A 26,849-nucleotide genomic window follows, 5' to 3' on the forward strand; every position below is an offset into this window, starting at 1 on the left:
TAGACCGGCACCTCGAGCCGCTGAATCCGCTCGAAAGGAATGTCGTCCATGTTCGATCCGCTCACCTTTCGCCACGGTCGGCCGATGAGCAATCGGTTCATGCTCGCGCCGCTCACCAACACCCAGAGCGAGCAGGACGGGTCCGTCTCGGACGACGAGTTGCGTTGGCTCACCATGCGTGCCCGCGGTGGGTTCGGCTCGGTGCATACGTGCGCTGCGTACGTACGTGAGGACGGCAAGGGGTTCCCCGGGCAGATGGGCATTTCGAGCGATGTCCACATGAAGGGTCTCGAACGGCTCGCAACAGCGATCAAGGCCGAGGGCGCTCTGGCATCCGTGCAGCTCTTTCACGCCGGCTACAGAGCACCGAGGGAACTGGTAGCGAATCCGGTCGCGCCGTCGCGGCATGCGGAGTCGGGCGCACGTGCCATGTCGACCGGTGAGGTCGAGGAGATCGTCGTAGCTTTTGCCGACGCCGCGCAGCGCGCCGAACGAGCCGGTTTCGACGGCGTGCAACTACACGGCGGGCACGCGTTCCTCCTGGAACAGTTCCTGGCCTCGAAGCTGAACTGCCGTACCGATCGCTACGGCGGATCGGAGGCGAACAGGTCCCGGATCTATTTCGACATCATCGCCGCCATACGTGATCGGTGTTCCCGCGATTTCCAGGTGGGTGTGCGTGTCTCGCCCGACCGTCTGGGTATCGGGCTGGGAGAGAATCTGCGTTTCTATCGAAAGTTGATCGACGGCAACGCAATCGATTATCTGGATCTCTCGCTCGGCGACGCATTGCGCGAACCGCGCGAGGAGGGTCGTCGCGGACGTTCTCTGCTCTCGTACATCACCGCGCTCGATCGGGGTGCCGTGCGGCTGGGTGCGGCGGGAAGGATATCGACCTCGAGCCGTTGCCACGAGGTTCTTCGCGCCGGCGTGGACTACCTCGCGATAGGTCTCGGCGGGATTCTTCACCACGACTTCCCGAGGAGGGTTCACCGTGACTTTGCCTTCGTTGCCGTCGCTCCACCGGTGAGCCACGGCTACCTGGAGGAAGAAGGCGTGGGACCGACATTCGTCGAGTACTTGCGGGGGTGGCCCGATCTGGTGAGTTGAGCGCGACCGGCCTCGGGACGACGCGGAGGGCACCCGATCGAATCGGGTGCCCTCCGCGAAGTTCGAGAAATCAGGACTTCAGCAGATCGCGGTGGATGATCTCCTTCATGATCTCGTTGGTCCCGCCGTAGATGCGCTGGATGCGGGCATCGATGAACGCCTTCGCGACCGGGTACTCCATCATGTAGCCGTAGCCCCCGTGGAACTGCACGCCCGCATCGATGACACGGCCCTGCAGTTCGGTTGCCCACAGTTTGGCCTTCGAGGCGTCGACTGCGGTCAACGTGCCCTTGTTGTATTCGCGAACGCATCGATCGATGTAGGTGCGAGAAACCTCCACCGCGGTCTGCAGTTCGGCGAGAGTGAAGCCCAGTCCCTGGAATTCGCCGATGCGCTTTCCGAACGCGGTCCGCTCCTTGACATAGTCGAGGGTCCAGCCCATGACGGCTTCGGCCGACATCTGCGCAGCGATGCCGATACCGAGACGTTCCAGCGGCAGGCTCTGCATCAGATAACCGAAACCCTGGCCGAGTTCGCCGAGAAGATTCTCCTGAGGGACACGGACGTCTTCGAAGAACAGTTCGGAGGTGTCCTGTGCGTGCAGACCGACCTTGTCGAGTTTGCGGCCGCGGGTGAACCCGGGCGTGCCGTCTTCGACGACGAACAGGGAGAAACCCCGGGATCCGGCCGCGGGATCGGTCTTGGCGAAGACGATGACCAGATCGGCGAGGATGCCGCTGGTGATGAACGTCTTGGACCCATTGATCACCCAGTGGTCACCGTCGAGTACTGCGGTAGTGGTGATCCCGCGCAGATCACTGCCGGCAGCGGGCTCGCTCATCGCGATCGCGCCGATCGTCTCTCCGGTGACGAACCCGGGCAGCCACCGCTTCTTCTGGTCGTCGGTGGCATGCCGGAGAAGGTAGTTCAGGACGATGTCGTCGTTGGTCGAGAATCCCGACTGCAACGCGGATGCACCGACGCGAGCGATTTCGGACTGGATCACGACACGGAATCGGTAGTCGAGTTCGCCGGGACCGCCGTACTCTTCGGGGACACTCAGCCCGAGCAGGCCTTGCCTGCCGGCGGCGCGCCACGTGTCGCGGTCGATGAGCCGATCGGCGTCCCACTTCTCCAGGTTCGGAACGACGTGTTTCTCGACGAAACCGCGGACCGAATCGCGGAACAGCTCGTGGTCACTCTCGAAGAGATCGCTCTCCATATGTAAGCCTCCTTGGGCGGGCGCCGTTCAGGCGCCCGCCATGATGTCTCGGACGGTCAGTTCTCGTCGAGGAGCGACTGGATCGACCGACGGAATACCTGGTTCGCGACCTCGTTGCGTCCGAGCAGCATGTTTCCGGCGTTCGCGCTGGCCATCGACTGTTGCGAATCGCGCAGGATGGGGAAGTCCTCATTGACCAGCACTGCTGTGAGGATCTCGATGTTCTTGCTCCAGGTGCGGTTGTACCGTTCCTCGGTGAGGCCGCTGTCTTCGAGCGTGGGTGCGATGAGACGGATCTCCATGCGGCAGCGCTGGGGATCGTTGCGGTCGGGACGGAAAGTGAGCAACTGGAAGTGATCAGGCTGCTTGAGCAACGTGCAGTTGGGGCCCACGAGGTGGCTTTCCGTCACGTGTTCGGCGAGGCTGCGATCGCCCGGATCCTCTTCGATCCACCGGTCGATGGTCTTGCGAAGATTGAGGAACCGGCAGTGGTTGCCGAAATCCTCGAAGGCCATGACGTTGGTGTGGATGTGCTTGGCAGCGGTGTTCGGGTGCGCGTACTGGATGTGGTAGCCGTCGAGGAAGGCGTCCTGCATCAACTTCCAGTTGATGGGCTCGTCGAAGACCTCGGTCCGCGTGGTGACCATCTTGTCGAGGCCGTAAGACCCCATGATCGCGTCCATCTCGGGGCCGAGCCATTCGGCGACGTCGATCTCGGCATCGGCGTCGTCGATGACCCAGACGAAGCCGTGGCGTTCTTCGGTGGGGAGTTGGACGAGGTCGCGCTGGTCGACGTCGGCTTCACCGAAGGTGTTCTCGCGGGTGATGGTGCGCAGCGTGCCGTCGGTGTCGTAGGACCAGCGGTGGTAGGGGCACGAGAAGAGGCGGCAGCGGCCCTTTTCTTCCTTCTCGACCATGGCGCCGCGGTGACGGCACTGGTTCACGAGGGTTTTGACGCTGCCGTCGCGTTGGCGAACGACGATGACGTTGTTGCGGGGGAGTTGGAGGGTGACGAAGTCACCGGACTTGGGGATTTCGGAGCCGTGGAGAACGATCGAAGGGACGCGGCCGAAGACTCGGTCGCGTTCGAGTTGAGCGATCGTGGGGTCGGTGAATTCGCGGGGTTCGAACCAGGTGACGTGGTCGAACTCGTCGGTGGTGTCGTTGCGTAGGTGGTCGAGGGCGCGGCGAATGCGTTCCTCGGTGGGGATTCCGACCTCTGTCATGGTGCCCTCCAGGTGTCCTCGGATCGATTGCACTAAATCTAACTCAAGTAGATTTAAGTGTAAACCCTGGATCGCCGTTGCGCAGGTACTCGGACCATTGCGCCGAAATATCGATCGGCATTAGATTTAGACTGCGACGACCGGCAGATGAGGAGTAGAAGGATGATCTCGTATCAGTGGTGTTCGGAGCTGGATTCCGACGATCGGGACGAAGTGCTGGCTCTCGTCGGTGCTGCAGCGGAATACGACGACGAAGCCGGGTTCTCGAAGATCCCGCCGGAGGATGTCGGCTCGACCGATCGTGACGGCACGAGGGTCCTCCACCTGCCGATCAAGGCTCGACGAGATCTGAGTGCACGGGCGGACGCTCCTCTCGTGATCGTGGCGTACCTGCACCTGCAGGTGGACGACGAGGGGTTGGGGACGGTGCAGTTCGTCGTGCATCCGGACTACCGATCCCGCGGGATCGCCACGACGCTGGTCGAGGAGATGGGCCTGGACACCACCGGCGAGGGTGGCTGGAGCGGTACGGGTGCGGCGGCGTTGCGATGCTGGGCATACAGCACGCATCCTGCCTCCCAGCGCCTCGCGCGCCGGTTCGATGTCCCGGCGGTGAGTCGGTTGTGGACGCTCTTCCGGCACCTTTCCGGTCCGTTCGCGACACCGCTGGACGAAGCGGTGATTCCTGAGGGCATCACAGTGGAGGAGTCCCGGCCGATCGACGACCCGGAGATCTCCCCGGTGATCACCGAGGTGCTGGATTCGGCAGCGCTGGTACCCGCCCAGCGTGAACGACTCCTGGACGAGGTCCGGCTGGGATCGGGCGAGGTGCTCGTTGCTCGCGACGCTTCCGGTGCGCCCACGGGATTCGTGTGGTTCGATCCCGCCCGATTCGTCCATCTCGAACTCGACGCGGCTTCGGTTCGGGCGCTGCTGCTCACCAAGGCGGCCCGGGAGTCCGGTCTGGGCACCGCGTTGCTCCTCCGCGCGCTGGAAGCCCTGAAGGAGGCAGATGCGCAGATCGCCCTGATTCGCATCGATCCGAGCGATGCCGGCGCGGTGCGGATGTGTCGTCTGATGTCGTTCGAGCAGGAGGAGGAGCACTCGTGCTATCAGGTCGGTGAATGGGCGGACGTGCCCAGTTTCTGAGGTTCGGCGACGAGACGAGGAACGAAATCTGTTCGGTGTTGACCTAATGGCTATAGGCCATTACGGTTTGTGTCGTGACTCACAAACAGTGGAGTCTCGTTCGTCCCTGCAGCGACCGTCCGCCTCGCAATCGAGGTCCGTGCACACCTGCCGACGCCGTGCGGCCGGCATCTCTCGTGTCATCCGCTGAACGCTAGGAGCAACCCTCATGACCACCACCGAAGCCGATACCGGCGCCAACCTGTCGATCGCCGACCGCGAGAAGGTGTTCGTCGGCGGCCGCTGGGTCGAGTCGACAGGCAACGACTGGATCGAGGTCGTCGACTCGTTCACCGAGCAGCCCGTCGCACGCGTGCGTGCCGCCACCGCGGAGGATGTGTCCAAAGCTGTTGCGGCAGCCCGTAAATCCTTCGACGAGGGAACATGGGCGTCGAAGAGCATGGCCGAGCGTGCCGATGTCCTCGAACTGATCGCCGATCGCCTTGCGCAGCGCGTCGACGAACTCACCCCGATCGGTGTGCTCGAGGTGGGCGTGCCGGTGAGTGTGAGCCGGCCGACGCAGGAGATGGTGGCCGGTCTGTTCAGTGCGGTCGCGACGCTGGCCCGCACATTCGAAACCAGTGAGGAGCGCCCCCGCGCCGCCGGCGGAGTCTCCCGGATCCTCAAGGAACCCACGGGTGTGGTGGCGGCGATCATCCCGTGGAACGGGCCCGTCGGCACGATCGCGTTCAAGGTCGCGCCGGCGCTGGCGGCGGGGTGTTCGGTGGTGCTCAAGACCGCGCCGGAGGCTCCGCTGTCTCCGTCGGTATTCGCCGACATCATCGCCGAACTCGTCGAGGAAGGGTACATTCCGGAGGGTGTGTTGAGCGTGCTGTGCGCCGACCGGGAGGTGTCGGAAACGCTGGTGACCAACCCCGAGGTCGACCATGTGACGTTCACCGGCAGCACCGTTGCGGGGCGTCGCATCATGTCGCTGGCAGGCGAGCGCATCGCACGGGTCTCGCTCGAACTCGGCGGTAAGTCGGCGGCGATCATCCTCGATGACGCCGACATCGATCACGTGGTGCAGAGCCTGCCGATGGGCGGCTGCATGCAGTCCGGTCAGGCCTGCATCGCGCTCAGCCGGGTGCTGGTGTCGCGCAAGCGTCACGACGAAGTGGTCGAGGTGTTGAAGGCCGCGTACGGGTCGTTGCCGATGGGCAATCCGTGGGAGCCGACCAATTTCCTCGGCCCGCTCGCCTCCAAGCGTCAGCAGGAACGGGTGCTCGGTTACATCGACATCGCGAAGCAGGACGGTGCGACCGTGGTACTCGGTGGTGGTCGTCCGGAGGGATTGGACAAGGGCTTCTTCGTCGCGCCGACGCTGCTCGACAATGTGGATCCGGATTCGCGGATCGCACAGGAGGAGGTCTTCGGGCCGGTCATCGCGGTGATCACCTACGAGGACGAGGAAGACGCGATCGCGATCGCCAACAACTCGATCTACGGCCTGTCGGGCGCGGTGTACACCGAGGACATCGACCACGGTTTCGAGGTGGCACGCCGAATCCGTACCGGGACAATCAGTGTCAACGGCTCGGTGGCGGACTTCACCCTGCCGTTCGGTGGGTACAAGCAGTCCGGTCAGGGCCGTGAGGGTGGCATCGAAGGACTCGAGGAGTTCTTCGAGATCAAGACCGTCCACATGCCGGCGTAGTCGTACGACGATCTCCGAAACGATGTGGCACCCGCCGACGGTGGGTGCCACATCGTTTCGGGAAGATCGAAACTCGGTTCAGCCGCTGCCGACGCTCAGCTCGGCCGGATCTGTGATCTCGACCTCGGCGTTGCGCACCACGCCGTGCAGAAAGCTGCGGATCATCTCCTCGAACAACTGGCGTGAGGTCTTCTCGTTCTCGGCGAGCGCGCGCGTCAACAGTGGCTGCGAATCTGGATCGACGCTCGGGAAGATCGTGGACTTCGTGCTCGGCTTGCGCATGGCTTCGGTGAGCACCGCGCCCAAGGTCAGGCGTTCCATGCCATCGAGAATCTGCACATGAAGGTGCGCGGGCACTCCCGACCGTTCGAGGAAACGGGCAGAGTCCTCGTAGGTGCCGATGAGGAGATCGCGCGGCAGGTACTGGAGCAGAATCGGGGCAGCATTGCGATGCTCGAGTATCGATCGCCGCAGATTCATGCTCAGCGTCACGAAGTATTCGGACCAGTCCGGCCCCGGTTTCCGGCGGGGCAGCGTGCCCGCGCCCGCGATGTTTCGGGCCACTGCCTCGAGAATCTCCGACTTGTCGGCGAAGTGGTGGTAGAGCGAGGGTGCACGGACGCCGAGGTGCTTTGCGAGACGGGGCAGGCTGAAGGCATCGAGTCCCTCGGAGTCGATGATCTCGATGGACGCGGCCACTGCGGACGCGCGACTGATCAGAGGCTTCGACGGTCGCGCCATCATTCGCTCTCGGTCGGTGCGGTCCACCGGGCAGGTGTACGCGGCAGAGTGAATTGAATGGCATCTGTTCCAGTTCGTTCGATGATCATGCGAGAGCAACCCCATTCAGGAACTCGGACAGGCCCTGGGTCAGCACGTCGTTGTCGTCGCCCCCCACCATGTGGCCGGCGCCGCTCACATCGATATGACGCGAACCGGGGATGAGTCCCAGCAGTTCCCGTGCCCCCTCGTCGCTCACCACATCCGACTGGGCGCCGCGGATGAGCAGGGTGGGAATTGTGACGGCGCGCGCCGCGTTTCGTGCCTGCTCCTCGCGTTCGGCAGTGGCTTCCGGCTGGTTCGTCCGGTGAGCGAGGAGCTGAGGATCCCAGTGCCAGTACCAACGTCCATCGCGTTCACGCAGGTTCTTGCGCAGTCCCTCGACACGCGGAGGCCTGCTGCGATGCGGGTTGTAGGCGATGACGGCATCGAGGGCATGTTGGAGGCTGTCGAACCCGTCCAGGCCGGCCCGCATGAAATCGGTGATCTTGGACAGTCCCTCCGGTTCGGCCTTGGGGGTGATATCGACGAGCACCAGAGCACGTGCGAGGCCCGGGTTGTTCCCCGCTGCGACGAGCGACGCCATCCCACCCATCGAGGCTCCTACGAGCACAGGCGGTTCTCCGAGTCCGTCGACGATCGAGCAGATGTCCCGGGCGTGTGCGCTGTGGCTGTAGTCGCCGTCCTCGGCCCAGTCGCTGTCGCCGTGCCCGCGCGCGTCGATCGTGTACGAACGCCATCCTTGCTCCGCGAGTCGAACGCCGGTGCGTTGCCACGAGTGCCTCGTCTGCCCGCCGCCGTGCAGCAGCAGGACTGTGCCCTTGCAGTCGCTCGGCGGTTCCCACAGGTCCGCGGCGAGAAGAACGCCGTCGCCGCGCAGTTCGCTCTTGTGACGGGTGATCGTCATCGTTGTGCCGTCCTGGGTTGTCGGGAGTTCTGGGTCGTCGAGATCAGTGCCCGGAGGTACCGCCGTCGACGGCGAGCGTCGATCCGGTGATGTAGCTCGAACCTCTGCCTGCCAGGAAGACGACGGCGGCATCCATTTCGCGTTGGGTTGCGGCGCGGCCGAGCGAACTGCCACGGAGGAACTCGTCGAGCGTGTCGGGCGACATCTCGGAGATCATGTCGGTTTCGACGAATCCCGGCGCGATCGCATTGACGCGGATCCCCTTCCGTCCCGACCACTGGTGGGAGAGGTCGCGGGTCAGGCCGATCAGTCCAGCTTTGCTGGCCGAATACGCGGCCTGGGGGAGTACCGACTTGACCAGTCCGAGCATGCTCGAGACGTTGACGATGCTCGATCCGGGCTTCATCACACGTCCACAGGCCTGTGCCGTCCAGTACGCACCGAGCAGGTTCACGTCCAGCACGGACCGGAAGTCTTCGGGTCGTTCCCGGGTTGCAGGCGCGGAACTGGTGACGCCCGCATTGTTGACCAGGATGTCGAGTCGGCCGAATTCTGCGACTGCGGCTGCGGCGAGAGCGTCGCACTGGGCGGGGTCGGTGACGTCGGTGGGGACGACGAGGCAACGCCGGCCGGTCGCTTCGACGGTCGGTGCGACGGCGTCGAGATTCTCACGCCGTCTCGCGGCGATCACCACGTCGGCGCCGGCTTCTGCGAGAGCTCGGGCGAAGCCGGCTCCCAGGCCACTACCGGCGCCGGTGACGATCGCAACGGATCCGTCCAACCGGAAAAGATCGAGGATCGAGCCGCCGTCCGTTTCGGTATTCGTCGAGGTCATCGCTGTTCTCCCGGAGTGTTGCGTAATCTGAGTCGCTGGTGCGTCTTGAACCTTTAAACCTAATTACTTAAGATTAGATCGTAGGCGATGTCCAGGGGAACGAGAACACTGATGGCCCGAAACACCGAAATGACCCACAGCAAGATGCTGGTGGTCGGCAAAGACGTGGTGGCGGACGGTGTCGTGGCGGTAAGACTCGCCGACCCGGACGGTCGAACGATTCCTGCGTGGGAGCCCGGATCGCACATCGATGTCATCATCGACGAGTCGACGGTGCGGCACTACTCCCTGTGCGGCGATATCGAGGACGACACTTCGCTGACCGTTGCGGTGCTTCGCGAGGAGGGCGGGCGGGGTGGCTCACGCTGGATCCACGACTCGCTGCAGGTCGGCGATCTCATCGGTGCGGCCGGGCCTCGGAACAACTTCGTCTTCGAGCAGACGCAGACGTATCTCTTCGTCGCAGGGGGGATCGGCATCACTCCGCTGGTGCCGATGATGCGGGCAGCCGAGGAGGCCGGTGCACAGTGGCGACTGCTGTACGGGGGACGGACCCGGGCCAGTATGGCGTTTGCCGACGACCTCGCGGACGAATATGCGGGACGCGTCGAACTCCGGCCGCAGGACGAGTACGGCATCCTCGATCTGGCAACAGCGCTCGACGACGTCCCCGCAGGCACTCACGTGTACTGCTGCGGTCCGGAACCGCTGCTCCAGGCGATCGAGTCCGAATGCCGTAAGCGTCCCGAATTGACCCTCCACGTCGAACGATTCGTGGCCAAGGAGAAGCCGGCCGATGCTGTCGACACCACCTTCGAGGTCGAGCTGGTCGAGTCCGGCACGACGATCACCGTCGACGCCAACGAGTCGGTGCTGGACGCGGTGCTGCGCTCCGGCGTCGATACCCCCTTCTCCTGCCGCGAAGGTACGTGCGGCACATGCGAAGTTGCCGTGGTGGACGGCGTGCCGGACCATCGCGACTCGGTACTCACCGAGGATGAGCAGGCGGAGAACGACTGCATGATGATCTGTGTATCACGCAGTTGTACGGCCAAGCTCACCCTGGACTTGTAGCGCCTATGGTGACGGAACATCTGACAACTGGGCACACGGCCGAGCGGAAGTCCGCGCCGGCCGTCGTGCTGATTCCGGCGATGTGTCTCATCGTGATGATCACGTCGGTCATGCAGACCGCAGTGGTTCCACTGATGCCGGCCATCACGGAACAGTTGGGGGTCGGTGCCAACGCTGCCGGGTGGATCGTCACGGTGAATCTACTTGTGGCAACGGTCTGCACACCCCTGCTGGGCAGGCTCGCCGATCGGCGTGGTGCACGGAGGGTGCTGCTCGGCATTCTGTCCGTGGTGCTCATCGGTTCGCTGCTGTGCGTCGCCCGGGATTCGTTGCCGGTGCTCATCGTCGGCCGTGCCCTGCAGGGAACATCGTTCGCGCTCTTCCCGATCGGGGTCGCTGTGCTGCGCAGCGCCCTCGGCGCTCGTGGAATCACACCGGCACTCGGGATCATGTCGGGGATGATGAGCGTCGGCGGCGGCGCCGGAATGGTTGCGGCCGGCCTGCTGTACAGCGAGGGAGACGACTACCGTCGGGTGTTCTGGCTGCTCGTCGCGCTCTCCGTGATGGCTGCTGTCATCGCATGGTTCGTCGTTCCACGGGTGCCGGGTTCCGGTTCGGGTACCGATGTCCGGGGTGCCCTCGGGTTGGCCGTCGGGCTTTCGGCTCTGCTCCTCGCGTTGGCTCGAGGAGGAACGTGGGGTTGGACGTCGGTGCCGACACTCGGCTGCGCGGTGGCCGGTGCTCTCGTGCTGGTGGCCTGGTATCGACACGAACGACGAACCGATGCTCCGCTGGTCGCGCCTGCGTTGCTGACCGCCGGATCAGTGGCGCCGACACACCTCGCCGCATTTCTGGTCGGTATCGCAATGTTTGTGCAGTTCTTGGCGATAGCGATGTTCGTGCAGGCAGATCCGGACGAAGTCGGGTACGGATTCGGAGCGTCCGTACTCGAAACGAGTCTGTTCTACCTCCTGCCGGGCCAGGTCGCCGGAGTCACGGCGGCCGTTGTGAGCGGATTGCTGGTGCGGAGGTTCCGCGCCGATCGTGTGCTCATGGTGGCATGCGCGATCGGGGTGGGTGGCTTCGCGTTTCTCATCTTCAATCATGGCCAGGCATGGCAGCTCGTCACCGCTGTTGCCGTGCTCAACGTATTCGTGAGCGTGGCCTACGGGGCACTGCCGGCGATGCTCATCGATCATGTTCCGATGCGCGACACCGGTGTTGCAAACGGGATCAACGCGATTGCGCGGACCTTCGGAAGTTCGCTGGCGAGCGCCCTCGTGGGATCGCTGCTCGCGGCGGTCACGATTGCGGGTACGGAACTTCCGTCGTCGCGGGCCTATGTCATCGCGTTCGTCGTGGGTGGCGTCACTGCATTCGCCGCCGGCCTGACCGTTGCCGTGGGCAGGTTTTTGCAAATTACAAAAATTGATTGACGTCTCATTGCTGTGGCGATAATCTGGCCACACGCGGTACGGGACTCGTCTGTCCGTTCATCTCGCGCCCGAACAATTCTGTGGAAATTCGAGTTTTCTCTCGATCAAGGAAGGCAAGGATCAGATGGCCTCCACTGTCGGCTCAGCCCTGTATTGGTGGGCAAAGACCAAGGGCGAGCAGAACGCGATCATCGTCGCGGACGAAGCACTCACCTACCGTGAACTACAGGACTGGTCCAGTCGTGTCGCGCGGATGATCGTCGACCGCGGTGTCGAAACCGGTCAGCGCGTCGGCGTACTCGGACCGAACTCACTGACATGGCCGGTCGTCGCGCTCGCCGTTCTCAAGGCCGGGGCAGTGCTCGTGCCCCTCAACCCCCGCTTCAAGCCGGCAGAACTTCGCAAGGTCGCCGACGACTCGGGTCTGTCCATGGTTGTCGCACCGAGTGAATTCACTACACTCGTCGAAGACGCCCGCACCCTCGGCGACTCTTTCGAAACCCTCACCTTCGACGACGTCGCGCCGCTGCGCGAGGGCGACCGCGACGACTTCCGCATCGACCTCGAGCCCGATGACCCCACCGCTCTGCTGTTCACCAGCGGATCCACCGGGATGTCGAAGGGCGTCGTCTGCACCAACCGGACGTTGCTCAACATCGTCTTCGAAGCCACCCTCACGGAGGAGGGCTTCCGCCCCGGATCGACCTCGCTGCTGGTCCTCCCGCTGGTCTTCACCCCGGGTCTGGTCTGGGGTCTGGTGATGACCACCGTGCTCGGCGGCACTCTGATCATCGAGAAGGAACTCGAGCCGAACCGCGCCGCGAAGCTGCTCGGCGATCACGAAGTGCAGGCGATCTTCGGTGTGCCGCTCATCTTCGAAGCCATCTCGCGTTCGCCGGAGTTCGAGAAGGCAGATCTGAGTTCGCTGCGGACCGCCATCGTCGGTGGTGCCGCCGTTGCCCCGGCACTACTGAAGCGCTGGGCCGACAAGGGCGTGGCGTTGCGCCAGATCTACGGCATGACCGAAGCCGGTGGTGTCGCCACCGCAACGCTCGTTTCCGAGGCGTTCGACCATCCCGATTCGTGCGGCTCGGGTTCGATCTTCACCGAAGTGAAGGTCGTCCGTGACGACGGCACCGAAGCCGATCCCGGTGAGGAAGGCGAGATCCTGCTGCGGGGCCCAGGTGTCACTCCCGGCTACTGGAACGATCCCGAATCCACGGCCACTGCGCTGCGCGACGGCTGGTTGCACAGCGGCGATCTCGGCACACTCGACGCCGACGGTCGCGTCAAGTTCGTCGATCGTTTGAAGGATCTCATCATCACCGGTGGGATCAACATCTCCCCGGTGGAAATCGAGCGCGTCATCAGCGAGATCCCCGGAGTCGAGGAAGTCGCGGTCATCGCTGCGAGTGACGAACGCTTCGGCGAGACACCCGCTGCGATCGTCACCGTCAAGGACGGTATCGACGAAGCGACGATCGTCGAACACTGCGACCGACTGATGGCCGACTACAAGGTTCCTCGTTACGTCGTGATCCGGGACGAACCGCTGCCGAGGCTCCCCAGTGGCAAGCTGTCGAAGACCGCGATCCGGTCCGACTACCGTGATGTCGCCGAACGATTCGACAAGGTCCGCTGATTCCGGCGGGCAGGATGTGAAGAAGGAGTCACCGTGTCCCAGACCGGCACCGAGGACCCGATAGTCCTCGAGCGTCATGGCGAGATCGCCGTCGTGCGATTGAACCGTCCCGACCGGCTCAACGCGTTCACCAACGAGATGGGTGAACGTTTGATCGAGCTGTTCGACGAGACGGACGCCGACGACGACATACGCGCCGTCGTCATCACCGGAACGGGACGGGGCTTCTGTGCCGGGGCCGATCTCGCCGCCGGGGGAGACACGTTCGTTCTCGGCGACGATCCCGAGTCCGGCGGTGCGCCGCCGGACATGGGCGGTCGGGTCACGCTGCGGATCTACCGGTCGCTCAAGCCGGTGATCGCCGCGATCAACGGTCCGGCCGCCGGCGTGGGCGTCACCATGACTCTTCCGGCCGACATCCGCATCGCGGCCGACACTGCGAAGTTCGGGTTCGTGTTCACTCGCCGGGGTCTGGTTCCCGAAGCATGTTCGACATGGTTCCTGCCGAGGGCCGTCGGAATCTCGACGGCGGTCGAATGGACGGTGGGCGGAAAGATGGTGCCGGTCGAGGAAGCACTCGAACGCGGTCTCGTCCGTGAGGTACTCCCGGCCGACCAGGTTCTGGACCGGGCCATCGACATCGCGCGCGGCATGGTGTCCGGCACGTCCCCGGTCTCGGCGGCGCTGACTCGACAGTTGATGTGGCGGATGCTCGGGGCGGAGAGTCCCGAGGTCGCGCATCGTGCCGAGTCGATCGGCATCTATGTGCGCGGTACGTCCGAGGACGTTCGGGAAGGTGTCGAGGCGTTCCTCGACAAGCGCGACCCGAAGTTCCCGAACCGCGTGTCGGACGGTCTGCCCGAGCTCTTCGACTGAGCTGCGACGTCATTCGGCGGTACTCTGCCTTCGGCCCTCTCCCGAACTTCTGGGGGAGGGCCGAAGGCATTATCGGGTGACCTTCGCTCGGGGGAGCGAGGCGTTCCACTGACAAGTGACGAATCTTGTAGCATCTGCCGTAGCGACACGGCGAACGAGAGGGTAGGAGCGGCGGTATGGCGCGACGGAGGTCGAGTGTCCTCGGCGACGACGCGGAAACCGCGCGCGGAAAAATCCTGAAAGCCACCGAAACGATGTTCCAGCGTTACGGCGTTGTGAAGACGACCATGGACGACATCGCGAAGGAAGCCGGAGTCTCACGGCCGACCGTCTACCGGTACTTCGGAGACCGCGATTCGCTTATCGTCGCGTTGATCGAGGCGAGGTCGCGGCGTCTGTTCGGCAAGGCCCGGGACTACCTGCGCGAACGCGAGACGTTCGCTGAGCAGATCGTCGATGGTTTGATCTTCCTCGTGGACCGTGGCCGTCAGGATCCCATCGTGCGGCTGATCGTCAGTCCCGAGCATATGGACATGGCGACCGCGTTGGTGGGCAGCAGCGGACTGGCCGCCCGCCTGACCTACGAAATGTGGGCTCCTCTGCTGGAAGAGGCACGTGCGCGGGGCGAGATCCGCGAGGGGCTCACCGACGAGGAGATCTGCCAGTGGATCGCTCTGGTGCAGCTCATCCTCGTGGGGCGCCTGGATTTCAACAGCGAGGACGATCCGGACAATCGCCGGATGCTCACGAACTTCCTGCTGCCGTGCATCGTCAACGATGCGCCGGCCCCGCGGCGTTCTCGCGCGTAATCTGCGCGTCGGCCACGTATCGGCCCGGCTGCGCCGTCGCCCGATCTGCTGATCGGGCGCATCGTCGATCTCTCGAGCTTCCCCACCGCCCTCCTCTGCGAGGGCAACCAAAACGCGAACGAGTCAATTTACAAAATTCGATTGACGTAACATGGATCATGTAGGTAACCTGAGTCACACGGATCGGGTGCCACCGCATCGAATCACCGAGGGGTCGGGACCGGTCACGCGTCGTCGCCGGATCAGCCTGTCCGGCAACGAATCCTGATTTCCCACTCATTCACCGGGCGCAGGAGCTCGAAAGAGGCTCGGGGACGCATCTCCGCGGCCTCCCGGCGATCGATTCGGGGACCGATCTCGATCAGGTTGCTGGGCAGCAACGTTCGAAAGGACACAACAGAGCCATGTCCGATCTTCGTCAACAGGTGCAGCGGCTCGTAGTGGATACGTCGGCCTGTGCCGGGCACGGGCTGTGCTACTCCACTTCTCCGCAATTGCTCGATTGCGACGACCAGGGGTACCCGGTTGTCCTGCAGGATCTTTCGTCCGAACACGACGTGCAGGCAGCGGAGGCTGCAGTCATCGTCTGTCCCGAACGAGCACTCACCATCGAACCCCGCTGAGGGTCCAGACGCAGAGGAAGAACCATGACAACCACAGAGAAGGCAGTGCCGGAACACCTGGTGGTCGATTTCGACATCTACGACCAGTCCCTCGCGCAGCCCGTCGACAACGTGCAGCAGCGCGTCGCCGAGCTGTCCGCCAAGGGCCCGATCGTGTACTCCACGGCCCACGGTGGGCACTGGATCGTCACGCGGTACAAGGAGATCCACGAGGTCCTGCGCGACCCCGACACATTCTCCAGTTACCCCAACAACCTGGTCACGGGCCCCGCCGGCATGGGCAAGCTTCTTCCCATCGAGCTGGACCCGCCGGAGCACACCGGTTACCGCCTTGCGATGCAGCCGCTGTTCAGTCCCAGCCGGATGAAGGCACTGACGGAGCAGATCCGCGACCAGGTCAACGAGCTGATCGACGATTTCGCCGGAAAGGGTGAGGCCGAATTCATCTCGGAGTTCGCTCACGAACTCCCCGCCCGCGTCTTCCTCGCTCTCATGGACTGGCCTCTCGAAGATGCCCCGCTGTTCACCGAGGCCACCGACATCATCCTCATGGGCAAACCGGGTCTGAACGAGGAAGAGAACCAGCAGGCCCGAGCTGCGGCCGGCTTCGAGATGTTCGGCTATTTCCACAAGATGGTGCAGGAACGTCGCGAGAACCCGGGTGACGATGTCACGTCGACGCTCATCCACACAGAGGTGGAACTCGAGGACGGCAAGCGGCTACTCACAGACGAAGAGCTCTACCGCATGCTCTTCCTGCTGCTGATCGCCGGATTGCACACCGTGCAGGGCTCGCTCGCCTGGGCGATCATCCACCTCGTGAACAATCCCGAGCAGCGCCGCGCACTGATCGAGGACGAGTCGCTGATTCCGACTGCAGTGGAAGAGATCCTGCGCATCGAGGCAGCTGTCGTCCCCGGCCGTCGCGCGACCCGCGACGTCGAGCTCGGCGGCGTACAGATCAAAGAGGGTGATCAGCTCATCCTCACACTGTGCTCTGCCAACCGTGATTCGGACGAGTTCGACGATCCGACCGAGTTGCAACTCGATCGGCACCCCAATCGCCACCTCTCGTTCGGCGGCGGCCCGCACCGTTGCCTCGGCTCGCATCTCGCGCGCATCGAGTTGTCGCTGGCGCTCGAGGAACTCCATCGCAGGATTCCCGATTACGACCTGGTCGAGAGCGACCCGCCGATCCTGCACGCCAGCCAGGTCCGTGGCTGCATGCGGCTGCCGATCATATTCACGCCGACGGCATGATCCTCGCTCGCTCGCCGGTGACGAAAGGGTACCGGCGAGCGAGCCGAACGTCCCTCCACTATAATTGGTCAACTGTAGGTAAAGGCTCGGCGAGGAGGGTGCATGGCGCGGCGCCAGGGCGTCCTCAGCGATGACGCCGATACCGCTCGTGGTCAGATCCTTGCTGCCGCCGACAGTGCGGTGGAGCGCTTCGGTATCGCCAAGACCACCATCGACGATGTCGCCCGAGAAACCGGCGTCTCGCGCCCGACGATCTACCGGTACTTCCGCGATCGCGACACGCTGATCACCGCGTTGATCGAGGCGCGAGCTCGTCGGCTCTTCGAGGATGCGCAGGCGTATGTCGCCGACCGGAACTCGTTCGCCGACCAGGTTGTCGACGGTTTGCTGTATCTGGTGGACCGGGGGCGCCGCGATCCGGCGATTCGTATGCTCGTCAGTCTCGAACACGCCGGCCGCGGAGCGACTCTCGAAGGAAGTTCCGAACTCGCGGCGCGGCTCACCGCCGAGATGTGGGCCCCACTCCTCGGTGCCGCGCGTGAGCGCGGAGAGATCCGGGACGCCCTGACCGACGCGGAAATCTGCAAGTGGATCACGCTGGTGGAACTGATCCTCGCGGGCCGCATGGACTTCGGCGATCCCTTGGGTGAGGCCAATCGCGTTCTGCTGGCCAAGCTCCTGTTACCGGGAATTGTCACCGTCGTCCCGAATCTCGTTCCGTAATTCTCTTCAGTTCTCTTCCCGTTGCGCGCATCCGCGCGAACGAACTCCTTCCCCGTAGTCGCATCCGAAATCGGGTCCGCGGGTGAATCTGTCGTTCCGAAAGGTGAGCTGTCATGTCTGTGGATCCGTCGTCGCTCGTCGTCACACTCGGGGCCGCGGTCAGCGCCCTCGTCCTCGGTGTCGATCCCCAGGGGGGAGCCGAGCAGGCCGCTGTGGTGTCCGGAGTCGTCGAGGAGAGCGTCGATCAGCTGATGGCCGGGATCGGGGCCGCGATCGGCACCTTGCCGGAAGACGCGCAGATGGCGGCCGAACAAGCGGTCGTCGATTCCACCCGTCGACTTCAGGCAGAGATCGAAATGCATCTCCCGGACCGGGAGCGTGCTGTCCCCGAGGTTACCACAGAATCGGACAATATGGACGAAACGTATTCCAGGTCAAGGGAATCCGTTTCGCCAGTAGTCCGCCTCCCGGCGGCGGCCGGTCCCGTGGGCCCGGCCGTCCTCGTTCCTCCCTCCATCTACCCGCTCATGTCGAGCGCCACGACCGCACCGATCGGTGCGGTCGCCGTGTTCGCTCCGTGGCTGAAGAAGGCCGGGAGCATCTGTGACGGCATCTCCGCACCGGTGCTCGCAGCGCTCTACTCCGTGGAGAACGGTTTCCGGTACGGCCCGGCGGCACCCGTCTCACCGGCCGGCGCACTCGGGCCCGGGCAGTTCATGCCGGGCACCTGGAAGGTCTACGGCAAGGATGCGGACGGCGACGGCACGGCCGATGTGCTGGGGATCGCGGATCCGGTCATGGCGTCAGGTCGGCTGCTGTGCGACAGCTGGGACCGGATCGAACAGTGGAAGAACGAGGGGCGAGTCGTCGGTGACACACTGTCGTTGACGTTGGCGGCGTACAACGCCGGAGCCGGAGCCGTATTGCGCTCCGGTGGAATGCCCAGCGGTCACCCCGATTACGAGAATCAAACGAAGCCGTACGTGGCCAAGATCCTGGCAGCACGACCGGCGTTCGAACGCATGCTCTCACCGTTCATGGCGCTCGAGCTTCCGGTGGGAGACGACGACCTGGGCCGACGCGTGATCGAGCATGCGTCCCACTATCTCGGCCTTCCCTACGTGTGGGGCGGCGGAAACATACACGGCCCCACCGCAGGTGGATTCGACTGCTCGGGCCTCACGTCGTTCGCGATGCATGCGGCTGCGGGAATCGTGCTGCCCCGCACATCCGAGACACAGTGGCAGGTCGGAGTCGAGGTACCCATGGACGAGGCCCGACCGGGCGACCTCGTCTTCGGCAACTGGCAGTCCGGCGGACCCGGTCACGTCGGAATTTATCTCGGCGGTGGCCTGATGGTGCACGCGCCGACCACGGGCGACGTCGTGCGTATCGGTGAGGTGTTCCCCGACATGCGAGCGCGTCGAATCGTCTGATCGTCCGTCCACATCGAGGAGTGGTGAAACGATGGCCCACGTAGTGACCCAACCGTGTTGCAAGGACGCCGGATGCGTCGCCGTCTGTCCGGTGGACTGCATCCATCCGACGTCGGCGGAACGACTGTTCCGCCCGTCCGAGATGCTGTACATCGACCCGGAAGCCTGCATCGATTGTGGTGCCTGTGTGGACGAATGTCCGGTCGACGCGATCGTTCCACCGGAAGACATCACACCCGAGACGAGGCCGTTCGTCGAGATCAATGCGGCGTACTACGAGGACAACCCGGTTCCGTCCCCGCAACCCGAACCGCAGCATGTGGAGGTGAGCGAGGCACCGGGGGTGCTCCGCGTCGCGATTGTGGGAAGCGGCCCGTCCGCGGGTTATCTCGTCGAGGCGCTTCTCGCCGAGCGCCGTGTTCCCGTGGAGATCTCGATTCTCGAGAAGCTTCCCGTGCCGGGTGGACTCGTACGTTTCGGGGTGGCGCCCGACCACCGATCCACCAAAGAGGTCACGGCAGGCTTCCTGCGGGCGATGGGACGCAAGAACGTCGATGTCTTCCTCGATGTGGAGGTAGGGGAGCACGTCACCCACGAGGATCTACTGCAGCATCATCACGCGGTGGTCTACGCCTCCGGTACGAGCGGAGACCGCGCCCTGGGAGTGCCGGGCGAAGACATGCGAGGAAGTGTGTCGGCCCGGGAGTTCGTGGCGTGGTACAACGGTCATCCCGACTACGCGGACCGGAAGTTCGACCTGTCGTGCGAACGCGCGGTGATCGTCGGCAACGGGAACGTGGCACTGGACGTGGCCCGGATTTTGAGCAGCGACGTCTCCCGGCTTCTGAAGACGGATATCGCGGCGCATGCGTTGGAGTCGCTCGCTGCGAGCCGCATCCGCGAGGTGGTGGTTCTGGGACGGCGAGGGCCGACGCATGCGGCGTTCAGCACCCCGGAGTTGCTCGGCCTCACCGAGCTGCCCGGCGTCAACGTCACGGCCTCGCATTCGTTCACCGCATCCACGGCGCTCGACCGAATCCGGGCAGATATCCTCACAGGCTGCGTGATGCAGAGTCCGGACGAGGGGGAGCGTCGTATCCATCTGCAGTTCCTGCGTTCACCCGTCGAGGTGCTGGGGAGCGGACGCGTGGAGGGCCTGCGGGTTGCCGTGAACGATCCTGAGCCCGGAACGAGTGTCGAGGACATTCCGGCGGGCTTGGTGTTGCGTTCGATCGGATTCCGCGGGACACCGGTGCGGGCTGTGCCGTTCGACGACGAGCGCGGAACCATCCCTCATCGGGCGGGTGCCGTCGTGGACCCTCGAACGGATACGCCGGTTCCCGGCGTCTACACGGTGGGCTGGATCAAACGAGGACCGAGCGGGGTCATCGGGTCGAACAGGCCGTGTTCTGCGGAGACGGCGGTGTCGATTCTCTCGGACTTCACGGCGGGCAAGTTCGCCGAACCACCTGGCGATCGACTGTCGTTCTCCGAGTTCGTGGTTGCGGCGCGTCCCGAACGTATCGATCTACAAGGTTGGCGCCGTATCGACGCGCACGAGAAGAGCTCGGGTCGTGCGGTGGGCAGGCCCAGGCTCAAGCTCGTCGACCGCGACGAGTTGGTGGCGGTCGCACTAGGCGGCGCTCTCACTGCCGGATGAGCCGGCAGGCGGGAACATCACGATGTGAATTGTCCGATTACATCCGATTATCCGAATCGCGTGAAATATCGCAACATTCGGTACGAACAAAGATCGAAATACGATTGACAAAAGGCGTACTTTGAATCACAGTTGTTCCGCGTAGGGACTTAAGTCACATCCGGTGACGACGCTCAGCTCTTGTCTGACAACAGGAGTCGACCACCACAGCCGGATATGGACGAACTATCCATTGAAAGCTGCCGTCGACCGCGCATGTCGGTACGACGAGACTTGTGGGAGGAACCGATGGGTGTCGAGGTTTCCGTCGAGGGGCTGACCAAGTCCTTCGGCTCGCAACGTATCTGGCAGGACGTGACGTTGACGCTGCCGGCGGGTGAGGTCTCTGCGCTGCTCGGTCCGTCGGGTACCGGTAAGTCGGTGTTCCTCAAGTCGCTGATCGGTCTGCTGCGTCCGGAGCAGGGTTCGATCGTGATCGACGGCACCGACATCCTGCAGTGCTCCTCGAAGGAGCTCTACGAGATCCGCAAGCTGTTCGGGGTGTTGTTCCAGGACGGTGCGTTGTTCGGGTCGATGAATCTGTACGACAATGTCGCCTTTCCGTTGCGTGAGCACACCCGCAAGTCCGAGTCGGAGATCCGGCAGATCGTGATGAGCAAGCTCGAGCTCGTCGGTCTGCTCGGCGCGGAGGACAAGTTGCCGGGGGAGATCTCCGGTGGGATGCGCAAGCGTGCCGGCCTGGCGCGGGCGTTGGTGCTCGATCCGGAGATCATTCTGGTGGACGAGCCGGATTCGGGTCTCGATCCGGTGCGCACGACCTATATTTCGCAGACGTTGATCGATATCAACGCGGAGATCGATGCGACGATCCTGATCGTGTCGCACAACATCAATCTGGCGCGGACGGTGCCGGACAATATCGGGATGTTGTTTCGTCGGCAGTTGGTGATGTTCGGTCCGCGGGAGGTGTTGTTGACTTCGGATGAGCCGGTGGTCAAGCAGTTCCTCAACGGCACGATGATCGGTCCGATCGGGATGTCGGAGGAGAAGGACGAGGCGACGATGGCGCACGAGCAGGCGCTCGTGGAGGCCGGGCATCATGCCGGTGGGGTGGACGATGTCGAGGGGATCGTGCCGCAGATGCAGGCGACTCCGGGGATGCCGGAGCGGCAGGCGGTGGCGCGTCGGCAGGAGCGGGTGCGCTCGATCCTGCACACCCTGCCGGAGAAGGCACAGCAGGCCATCCTCGAAGACCTCGACGGCGCACCCGGATACGCCGGCTTCCCGGGCTCCGACACGCCCACCGAACTGATTCCCGTGGTCTCGCACTAGCTCTCCCACCGCACGCGACCGGCGACGGGCTCCTGGATGAGCATCCGCCGGTCACGGACGACCAGAAAGGTACAGACGAGTGAGAACTCGCAGTTGCAGGCTCGCGCCTCCATGTCGTGAGGTGATCGCGCGATGACCGCCGAAGCGGCACTCACTTCCCCGGTGTCGGATTCCCGCCGTGGACTCATGGTGCCGGCGGGAATCCGCCGATACCTGATCGAGAAGCCCGCAGCCTCACTGGCCACCATCGGACGCTCGGCGCGACTCGGAGGCAACGTCGTCCGCTACGCCGTCACCGACACCATCGCGTGGCGGCTGCCGGTGCGAGAGGTGATCGAGCAGATGTGGGTCCTGCTCAAGGTTACCGCTCTTCCCGCGCTGCTCATGGCCGTCCCGATCGGTGCAGAAGTCTCGGTGCAGGTGGGTGGCATCATGAATCAGGTCGGCGCCAACTCGCTCGCCGGTGCTGCCAGCGGTCTCGGTGTGGTGGGGCAGGGTGCACCGATGGCCGCGGGACTGCTCATGAGTGGGGCCGCCGCGTCCGCCATCGCCTCCGATCTCGGCGCGCGATCGATCCGCGAGGAGATCGAAGCGATCCGTGTGATGGGTATCGATCCGGTCCAGCGACTCGTGATGCCGAGATTTCTGGCCATGCTCGCGATCGCCCCGATGCTGTGCATCATCATCATCGCCGCGGGTGTTGCTGCGGGCCTGACGATCTCGGCAAACGTCAACGACGTCGTGCCGGGCAGTTTCTGGCAGTCGTTCGGTGCCTTCGCCACCCCCACCGATCTCGCGTTCTCCGTGCTCAAGTCCGTCATCTTCGCAGCCATCGTGGTGTTGATCGCCGGTCTGCGCGGACTCGAGGCCAAGGGCGGACCCACCGGCGTCGCGAACGCCGTCAACGCCTCCGTCGTCCTCAGCGTCTTCTGCATCTTCATCGCGAACCTCGTGGTGAGCCAGCTGCAGCTGATGTTCTTCCCGGCTCGGTTGGCGTGATGACGACGGGAACACCCGCGCATCGCGGGAATACCGGATCAGCACTGTCCCAAATCGGCACGAGATTCGTGATGCGAATCCGGTCGGGAGTCGAGGAAGTCGGACAGGTCGTCCTGTTCACCGCCCGAACGGTCTACCTGCTGCCCAAGACCGTGAAGCACTACCGCAAGCAGACCACCACCACCATGAACAACATGGCGTGGGGCAACGGATCTCTCGTCGTCGACGGCGGCGTGATCAGCCTGATGTTCTTCCTCGGTATCGCCGTCGGTGCCGTGGTGGCCATCCAGGCGTTCATGGCCTTCGACCTGCTGGGATTCGGTGCACTGACAGGCATCATCGGTTCGTTCGGCAACGTACGCGTCATCGCCCCGATCATCACGGGCATCGGCTTCGCGGCCCAGGCCGGCTGCCGGATGACCGCCGAGATCGGCTCCATGCGTATCTCCGAAGAGATCGACGCCACCGAATCCATCGGCCTGCAAGCGATTCCCTTCGTCGTGGGCCCCCGCCTGATCGGCAGCATGCTCGTAGTGCTGCCGGGCTACCTCATGGCTCTCGTCGTCGCGTTCGTCACCGGCGGTGTCGTCGTGAAGACCTTCCACGACCAGCCCAGCGGGACCTACGACCATTACTTCGCGCAATTCCTCAACGTTCCCGACCTCGCGGCATCGGTCGTCAAGGCCCTGATCTTCTGTGCGGTTGTCACGATGATCCACTGCTATTACGGCTATTTCGCCTCGGGCGGGCCGGCGGGAGTGGGCTCTGCGTCCGGCCGGGCAATCCGCGCCAGCCTCGTCGCCATCGTCGTACTGAACTTCGTAATGACCGTCATCATCTGGGGCCTGAGCCCGGAACTCGTCTTCAAGGGATGAGGAAGTAACCATGTCGAGAAGTCAGGACTTTCTCCGCGGCACGGCTGCAGAACAGTCCCGCCGACTGGTCGCCGCCGGTGCAGCAGCGATCGTGTTCCTCGGTGCTGCCGGCGTCGCCGCCGCCACCCTGTATCCGAAGTTCACCGGACCCGACGGGATCGAACTCACCGTCGACGTCCCCTATCTCGGTCCGGGCGTCGCGGAGGGCACCAAGGTGGTACTGCACGGGCAGTCCATCGGACAGGTGACCGGCCTCGAACGCACGCCGTCCGAATCGGTGCAGGTGCGCATGCTGCTCGATGAATCCCAGATCGACGGACTGACAGACCGATTCGAGATCGACTACCGACCCGAGAACTACTTCGGCACCTCGGCGGTGAACGTCCTGGCGCGCCCCGGAGGTTCCCCGCTCGAATCGGGCATGGAGTTGGAAAGGACACCCGAAGGTGACTTCACGATGTCGACGATGATCGAGCAGGGATCGCTCACGATCGACGGCACCCTGACCGACGACATGATCACGTCGCTCGACAAGACCGTCCACTATCTGGACGGACTCACACCCTGGATCGACACCGGCGTGGTCCTCGCCGACCGGGTCGCCGAGACCCAGCAGGAGATGCCGAGCACCCTGCTCGCCCACTTCAACGACATTCTCGAGGCCTTCCCCGGCTTCGGCGACCAGGCGATCGAATCGCTCATGAACATCTACTACAGCAACTACAACACGCTTCCGGACGGCTCCATCGGCGTCGACGATGCGGTCTTCGACGAGGCGAACGCCGGCCTCACCCTGGCGGCGAACCAGTTGTTCGGTCAGGCGGGTGCGCTGCTCGCCTCCCACGGCGAGGAACTGACCCCGCTCATCACGTCCGTCGCCGAAGCCTCCGACGTCTTCCCCCACCTGGTCAACGGCGGAATGACCCCGGCCGCTGCCCAGGACGTGGTGCGACGTCTCGACTCCGCCTTCGTCGACACCCCGGATGGGAAGCGTCTGCGCCTGCGGGTGCTGGTCGACGCCCTGCCCGCCTTCACGGCACCGCTCGGTCTCGGACCCGTCCCGGCCGCGCTCGATCTCGGGGCCGACCCGGCCGGGACGACCGAAGGGGGAGAACGATGACGACACGAGCGACATACATCGCGACGATCGCCAAACTCGTCGTCGCGGCGATCATCTCCGCGGTGCTGTTCGCGCTGGTCATCAGCGCCATGCGCAGCCCGGTCAACGGACCGACCCGCACCTACACCGCCGAGTTCTCGGACGTGTCGGGCCTCGGCGCCAACGGCGATATCCGCACACGCGGCGTCCGCATCGGGAAGGTGTCCTCCATCGAGTTGCGCGAACGCGACGGGAAGACGATCGCCGAGGTCGAGTTCACGATGGAGGAGCCCTACGAATTGACCGACACCACCACCCTGGCGGTCAAATATCAGAACCTCACCGGCGTGCGGTACATCGACGCGGACTTCGGTGAGAAACCGGGCACACCCGTCGAGCACCTCTCGCTCGAGAGCACGAAACCGTCGTTCGACATCACGTCACTGTTCAACGGCCTTCAGCCGGTCCTGGCGACGATGAGCACCGAGGACATCAACCGGTTCACCGAGAACGCCATCGCTCTCCTACAGGGTGACGGTGGGGGACTGAAGCCGATGCTGGACGACGCACAGAAGCTCGCGAATCTCGCCGCCGACCGCGAACAGGTGATCTCGACCCTCGCCGACAATCTGGCACGCATAGCGGACAGCATGGGTGGACGCTCCGACGGCGTCGTGGAGTTCCTCCGATCCGTGAGCTTTCCGATCGCCAAGGCCATGACTGTCCTCGAGGAATTCCACAAGACGGCGACCTACGGGCCGGAATTCCTCACGCCCATCAAGCGACTGCTCGACGCCTACGGTCTCGCACCGGGTGCGGACGTCGACGCGATGGTGACCTCCGCCTTCGCTTCCCTCGAGGAGGCAGCCGAGGCCATCAGGCTCCTTCCGCCGGCCGTGGCGGGTCTCCAGATACCGGCGAGTGCCCCGGCAGGCGCCGGCGCCGGATGTTCCAACGGCATCGCGCAACTGCCGACGGATGTGCAGGTCCTTCTGAGCGGAAGCGAGGTCGTCGTATGCAACGCGGGATGAACAGGCCCCGTCGCCGGTTCGGGAAGGTTCTGTCCTTCTTCGACAACGACATTCGCATCGGAACTGTGGTCGCTGTGGTCGCCGTCCTCGCGCTCGTCGCGACCGCGGTCCTCTATACGCGACCACCGGGCCGCACTACCGTGGCATTCGAGACCACCGACGTCTCGGCGATCTCCACCGGCCAGGACGTGCGCGTCGCCGGTGTGTCGGTCGGCAAGGTCTCGGAGTTGGAACTCGGCGACACCTCGGTGAAGGTGTCCATGGAGATCGAGGACGACCTGATGGTCGGTACCGAGTCGCGGGTCGAGGTCAGGATGCTGACCCCAGTCGGCGGATACGCCGTGACCCTCTTTCCTCTCGGTCGGAACCCTCTGGGTGACAGCATCATTCCTGCTGATCAGGTGTCGGTTCCCTACTCGATCGGCGACGTCCTCCAGGCCGCACCGAACGTCACGGACAACGTCGACGGCACGGACATCGACGCCAACCTGATTCAGGTCGCGGATGCCTTGCAGAACAACCCCGGATCGATCGAGTCGATCATCTCCGGCATGTCCGCCGTCGCTCGGGTCATGGACGAGCAACGCCGGCAGGTCCACACGGTGGCGACGCTCGCATCGGAGTACCTCACGACCTTCAACGCCAGCCGAGAGATGGTGTTCGACGTCCTCCGCGAAATCGACATCGTCTTCGAGACCTACGAGAATACGCACGCCGGCTTCAACGAGGCCTACCGACTCCTCGGGTACGTCCTCATGACCGTCGCCCCCTACTCGGAGTACTACCTCGACAATCGGGATGCACTGGAGAACGGGATCACGCAGGTCCGCTCCATGATCGAAGAGTTCAACACGACCATGGGACCCTCGATCGAGGCGCTGGCGGCCACCCGTGACCAACTCGCCCAGTGGCTGACACCGGAAGGGATCGTCGCTGTCGGCGGGGGCACCCTCATGGCTTCCGACATCTGCATCCCGGTACCCGGACGGCAGTGCTGACCGATGAGTGGCGAATCGAGAACTGCAATGCTGACAAGATTGGCAGGGCCG

At 64.1% G+C, this 26,849-nt stretch carries 24 protein-coding genes; 19 read left to right on the top strand and 5 right to left on the bottom strand.

The features are described from left to right. Positions 1-48 precede the first annotated feature (48 nt). Complete coding sequence (locus tag GON09_RS20210; protein ID WP_280521634.1) at positions 49-1,110, top strand: NADH:flavin oxidoreductase; 1,062 nt, start codon at positions 49-51, stop codon at positions 1,108-1,110. 70 nt (positions 1,111-1,180) lie between these two features. Here GON09_RS20210 and GON09_RS20215 read toward each other — a convergent pair whose 3' ends face one another. Next, positions 1,181-2,332 (bottom strand): acyl-CoA dehydrogenase family protein, encoded by a 1,152-nt coding sequence (locus GON09_RS20215; RefSeq protein ID WP_213933379.1) that lies wholly within the window; start codon positions 2,330-2,332, stop codon positions 1,181-1,183. 56 nt (positions 2,333-2,388) lie between these two features. Next, on the bottom strand, positions 2,389-3,558 hold the full coding sequence (locus GON09_RS20220) for an aromatic ring-hydroxylating oxygenase subunit alpha (RefSeq protein WP_213933380.1): 1,170 nt from the start codon (positions 3,556-3,558) through the stop codon (positions 2,389-2,391). Between the two features lie 162 nt (positions 3,559-3,720). On the opposite strand from GON09_RS20220, the gene GON09_RS20225 reads away from it, so the two are divergent. After that, complete coding sequence (locus tag GON09_RS20225) at positions 3,721-4,707, top strand: GNAT family N-acetyltransferase (protein ID WP_213933381.1); 987 nt, start codon at positions 3,721-3,723, stop codon at positions 4,705-4,707. 208 nt (positions 4,708-4,915) lie between these two features. Beyond that, positions 4,916-6,403 carry an aldehyde dehydrogenase gene (locus GON09_RS20230; RefSeq protein ID WP_213933382.1) on the top strand — a complete coding sequence of 496 codons (1,488 nt, stop codon included), beginning with the start codon at positions 4,916-4,918 and terminating at the stop codon, positions 6,401-6,403. 78 nt (positions 6,404-6,481) lie between these two features. On the opposite strand, the gene GON09_RS20235 is transcribed toward GON09_RS20230, so the two are convergent. The 3 genes from GON09_RS20235 to GON09_RS20245 all read right to left on the bottom strand — a co-directional run bounded on the left by GON09_RS20235 (position 6,482) and on the right by GON09_RS20245 (position 8,925). Beyond that, positions 6,482-7,144: a TetR family transcriptional regulator gene (locus GON09_RS20235; RefSeq protein WP_213934539.1), complete on the bottom strand. Its 663-nt coding sequence runs from the start codon at positions 7,142-7,144 to the stop codon at positions 6,482-6,484. Positions 7,145-7,229: 85 nt separating this feature from the next. Next, complete coding sequence (locus GON09_RS20240; RefSeq protein ID WP_213933383.1) at positions 7,230-8,090, bottom strand: alpha/beta fold hydrolase; 861 nt, start codon at positions 8,088-8,090, stop codon at positions 7,230-7,232. Positions 8,091-8,133: 43 nt separating this feature from the next. Continuing rightward, positions 8,134-8,925 carry an SDR family NAD(P)-dependent oxidoreductase gene (locus GON09_RS20245; protein WP_213933384.1) on the bottom strand — a complete coding sequence of 264 codons (792 nt, stop codon included), beginning with the start codon at positions 8,923-8,925 and terminating at the stop codon, positions 8,134-8,136. A gap of 111 nt (positions 8,926-9,036) precedes the next feature. On the opposite strand from GON09_RS20245, the gene GON09_RS20250 reads away from it, so the two are divergent. The 16 genes from GON09_RS20250 (at position 9,037) to GON09_RS20325 (ending at position 26,798) form a co-directional block, all read left to right on the top strand. Continuing rightward, positions 9,037-9,999 (top strand): PDR/VanB family oxidoreductase, encoded by a 963-nt coding sequence (locus GON09_RS20250; RefSeq protein ID WP_213933385.1) that lies wholly within the window; start codon positions 9,037-9,039, stop codon positions 9,997-9,999. Positions 10,000-10,091: 92 nt separating this feature from the next. Further along, positions 10,092-11,435 (top strand): MFS transporter, encoded by a 1,344-nt coding sequence (locus GON09_RS20255; protein WP_374195351.1) that lies wholly within the window; start codon positions 10,092-10,094, stop codon positions 11,433-11,435. A gap of 124 nt (positions 11,436-11,559) precedes the next feature. Next, positions 11,560-13,077, top strand: coding sequence for a class I adenylate-forming enzyme family protein (locus GON09_RS20260; RefSeq protein ID WP_213933388.1), 1,518 nt, complete (start codon positions 11,560-11,562; stop codon positions 13,075-13,077). 33 nt (positions 13,078-13,110) lie between these two features. Next, positions 13,111-13,953 carry an enoyl-CoA hydratase-related protein gene (locus GON09_RS20265; RefSeq protein ID WP_213933389.1) on the top strand — a complete coding sequence of 281 codons (843 nt, stop codon included), beginning with the start codon at positions 13,111-13,113 and terminating at the stop codon, positions 13,951-13,953. Positions 13,954-14,129: 176 nt separating this feature from the next. Continuing rightward, on the top strand, positions 14,130-14,762 hold the full coding sequence (locus GON09_RS20270; protein WP_213933390.1) for a TetR/AcrR family transcriptional regulator: 633 nt from the start codon (positions 14,130-14,132) through the stop codon (positions 14,760-14,762). Between the two features lie 404 nt (positions 14,763-15,166). Next, complete coding sequence (locus GON09_RS20275) at positions 15,167-15,385, top strand: ferredoxin (RefSeq protein ID WP_213933391.1); 219 nt, start codon at positions 15,167-15,169, stop codon at positions 15,383-15,385. Positions 15,386-15,409: 24 nt separating this feature from the next. Continuing rightward, a complete protein-coding gene (locus GON09_RS20280; RefSeq protein ID WP_213933392.1) occupies positions 15,410-16,645 on the top strand; it encodes a cytochrome P450 in 1,236 nt (411 codons plus the stop codon). A gap of 102 nt (positions 16,646-16,747) precedes the next feature. Beyond that, complete coding sequence (locus tag GON09_RS20285; protein ID WP_213933393.1) at positions 16,748-17,368, top strand: TetR/AcrR family transcriptional regulator; 621 nt, start codon at positions 16,748-16,750, stop codon at positions 17,366-17,368. 113 nt (positions 17,369-17,481) lie between these two features. After that, positions 17,482-18,804 carry a C40 family peptidase gene (locus tag GON09_RS20290; RefSeq protein WP_213933395.1) on the top strand — a complete coding sequence of 441 codons (1,323 nt, stop codon included), beginning with the start codon at positions 17,482-17,484 and terminating at the stop codon, positions 18,802-18,804. Positions 18,805-18,835: 31 nt separating this feature from the next. Further along, positions 18,836-20,464, top strand: coding sequence for a 4Fe-4S binding protein (locus GON09_RS20295; RefSeq protein WP_213933396.1), 1,629 nt, complete (start codon positions 18,836-18,838; stop codon positions 20,462-20,464). A gap of 288 nt (positions 20,465-20,752) precedes the next feature. Beyond that, entirely contained in the window at positions 20,753-21,796 is a 1,044-nt protein-coding gene (locus tag GON09_RS20300; protein WP_213933397.1) for an ABC transporter ATP-binding protein, read from the top strand. A 186-nt stretch (positions 21,797-21,982) separates the two neighbouring features. After that, positions 21,983-22,795 carry an MlaE family ABC transporter permease gene (locus tag GON09_RS20305; protein ID WP_213934540.1) on the top strand — a complete coding sequence of 271 codons (813 nt, stop codon included), beginning with the start codon at positions 21,983-21,985 and terminating at the stop codon, positions 22,793-22,795. 71 nt (positions 22,796-22,866) lie between these two features. Beyond that, positions 22,867-23,670 (top strand): MlaE family ABC transporter permease, encoded by an 804-nt coding sequence (locus GON09_RS20310; protein ID WP_244865577.1) that lies wholly within the window; start codon positions 22,867-22,869, stop codon positions 23,668-23,670. Between the two features lie 10 nt (positions 23,671-23,680). Then, entirely contained in the window at positions 23,681-24,790 is a 1,110-nt protein-coding gene (locus GON09_RS20315) for an Mce family protein (RefSeq protein ID WP_213933399.1), read from the top strand. After that, positions 24,787-25,800, top strand: coding sequence for an MlaD family protein (locus tag GON09_RS20320; RefSeq protein WP_213933400.1), 1,014 nt, complete (start codon positions 24,787-24,789; stop codon positions 25,798-25,800). Before GON09_RS20315 ends, GON09_RS20320 begins: the two co-directional genes overlap by 4 nt. Next, a complete protein-coding gene (locus GON09_RS20325; protein WP_213933401.1) occupies positions 25,797-26,798 on the top strand; it encodes an MlaD family protein in 1,002 nt (333 codons plus the stop codon). The genes GON09_RS20320 and GON09_RS20325 overlap by 4 nt, the downstream gene beginning before the upstream one ends. Positions 26,799-26,849 lie beyond the last annotated feature (51 nt).

This window comes from Rhodococcus sp. B50, from assembly GCF_013602415.1.
In the GTDB taxonomy this organism is placed as follows: domain Bacteria; phylum Actinomycetota; class Actinomycetes; order Mycobacteriales; family Mycobacteriaceae; genus Rhodococcus.

What these genes read in the sequence shown, in the direction of transcription:
- GON09_RS20210 (WP_280521634.1), top strand. Translation starts at nt 49, where the DNA reads ATGTTCGATCCGCTCACCTTTCGCCACGGTCGGCCGATGAGCAATCGG.
- GON09_RS20215 (WP_213933379.1), bottom strand. Translation starts at nt 2,332, where the DNA reads ATGGAGAGCGATCTCTTCGAGAGTGACCACGAGCTGTTCCGCGATTCG.
- GON09_RS20220 (WP_213933380.1), bottom strand. Translation starts at nt 3,558, where the DNA reads ATGACAGAGGTCGGAATCCCCACCGAGGAACGCATTCGCCGCGCCCTC.
- GON09_RS20225 (WP_213933381.1), top strand. Translation starts at nt 3,721, where the DNA reads ATGATCTCGTATCAGTGGTGTTCGGAGCTGGATTCCGACGATCGGGAC.
- GON09_RS20230 (WP_213933382.1), top strand. Translation starts at nt 4,916, where the DNA reads ATGACCACCACCGAAGCCGATACCGGCGCCAACCTGTCGATCGCCGAC.
- GON09_RS20235 (WP_213934539.1), bottom strand. Translation starts at nt 7,144, where the DNA reads ATGGCGCGACCGTCGAAGCCTCTGATCAGTCGCGCGTCCGCAGTGGCC.
- GON09_RS20240 (WP_213933383.1), bottom strand. Translation starts at nt 8,090, where the DNA reads ATGACGATCACCCGTCACAAGAGCGAACTGCGCGGCGACGGCGTTCTT.
- GON09_RS20245 (WP_213933384.1), bottom strand. Translation starts at nt 8,925, where the DNA reads ATGACCTCGACGAATACCGAAACGGACGGCGGCTCGATCCTCGATCTT.
- GON09_RS20250 (WP_213933385.1), top strand. Translation starts at nt 9,037, where the DNA reads ATGGCCCGAAACACCGAAATGACCCACAGCAAGATGCTGGTGGTCGGC.
- GON09_RS20260 (WP_213933388.1), top strand. Translation starts at nt 11,560, where the DNA reads ATGGCCTCCACTGTCGGCTCAGCCCTGTATTGGTGGGCAAAGACCAAG.
- GON09_RS20270 (WP_213933390.1), top strand. Translation starts at nt 14,130, where the DNA reads ATGGCGCGACGGAGGTCGAGTGTCCTCGGCGACGACGCGGAAACCGCG.
- GON09_RS20275 (WP_213933391.1), top strand. Translation starts at nt 15,167, where the DNA reads ATGTCCGATCTTCGTCAACAGGTGCAGCGGCTCGTAGTGGATACGTCG.
- GON09_RS20280 (WP_213933392.1), top strand. Translation starts at nt 15,410, where the DNA reads ATGACAACCACAGAGAAGGCAGTGCCGGAACACCTGGTGGTCGATTTC.
- GON09_RS20285 (WP_213933393.1), top strand. Translation starts at nt 16,748, where the DNA reads ATGGCGCGGCGCCAGGGCGTCCTCAGCGATGACGCCGATACCGCTCGT.
- GON09_RS20290 (WP_213933395.1), top strand. Translation starts at nt 17,482, where the DNA reads ATGTCTGTGGATCCGTCGTCGCTCGTCGTCACACTCGGGGCCGCGGTC.
- GON09_RS20295 (WP_213933396.1), top strand. Translation starts at nt 18,836, where the DNA reads ATGGCCCACGTAGTGACCCAACCGTGTTGCAAGGACGCCGGATGCGTC.
- GON09_RS20300 (WP_213933397.1), top strand. Translation starts at nt 20,753, where the DNA reads ATGGGTGTCGAGGTTTCCGTCGAGGGGCTGACCAAGTCCTTCGGCTCG.
- GON09_RS20305 (WP_213934540.1), top strand. Translation starts at nt 21,983, where the DNA reads ATGGTGCCGGCGGGAATCCGCCGATACCTGATCGAGAAGCCCGCAGCC.
- GON09_RS20310 (WP_244865577.1), top strand. Translation starts at nt 22,867, where the DNA reads ATGCGAATCCGGTCGGGAGTCGAGGAAGTCGGACAGGTCGTCCTGTTC.
- GON09_RS20315 (WP_213933399.1), top strand. Translation starts at nt 23,681, where the DNA reads ATGTCGAGAAGTCAGGACTTTCTCCGCGGCACGGCTGCAGAACAGTCC.
- GON09_RS20320 (WP_213933400.1), top strand. Translation starts at nt 24,787, where the DNA reads ATGACGACACGAGCGACATACATCGCGACGATCGCCAAACTCGTCGTC.
- GON09_RS20325 (WP_213933401.1), top strand. Translation starts at nt 25,797, where the DNA reads ATGAACAGGCCCCGTCGCCGGTTCGGGAAGGTTCTGTCCTTCTTCGAC.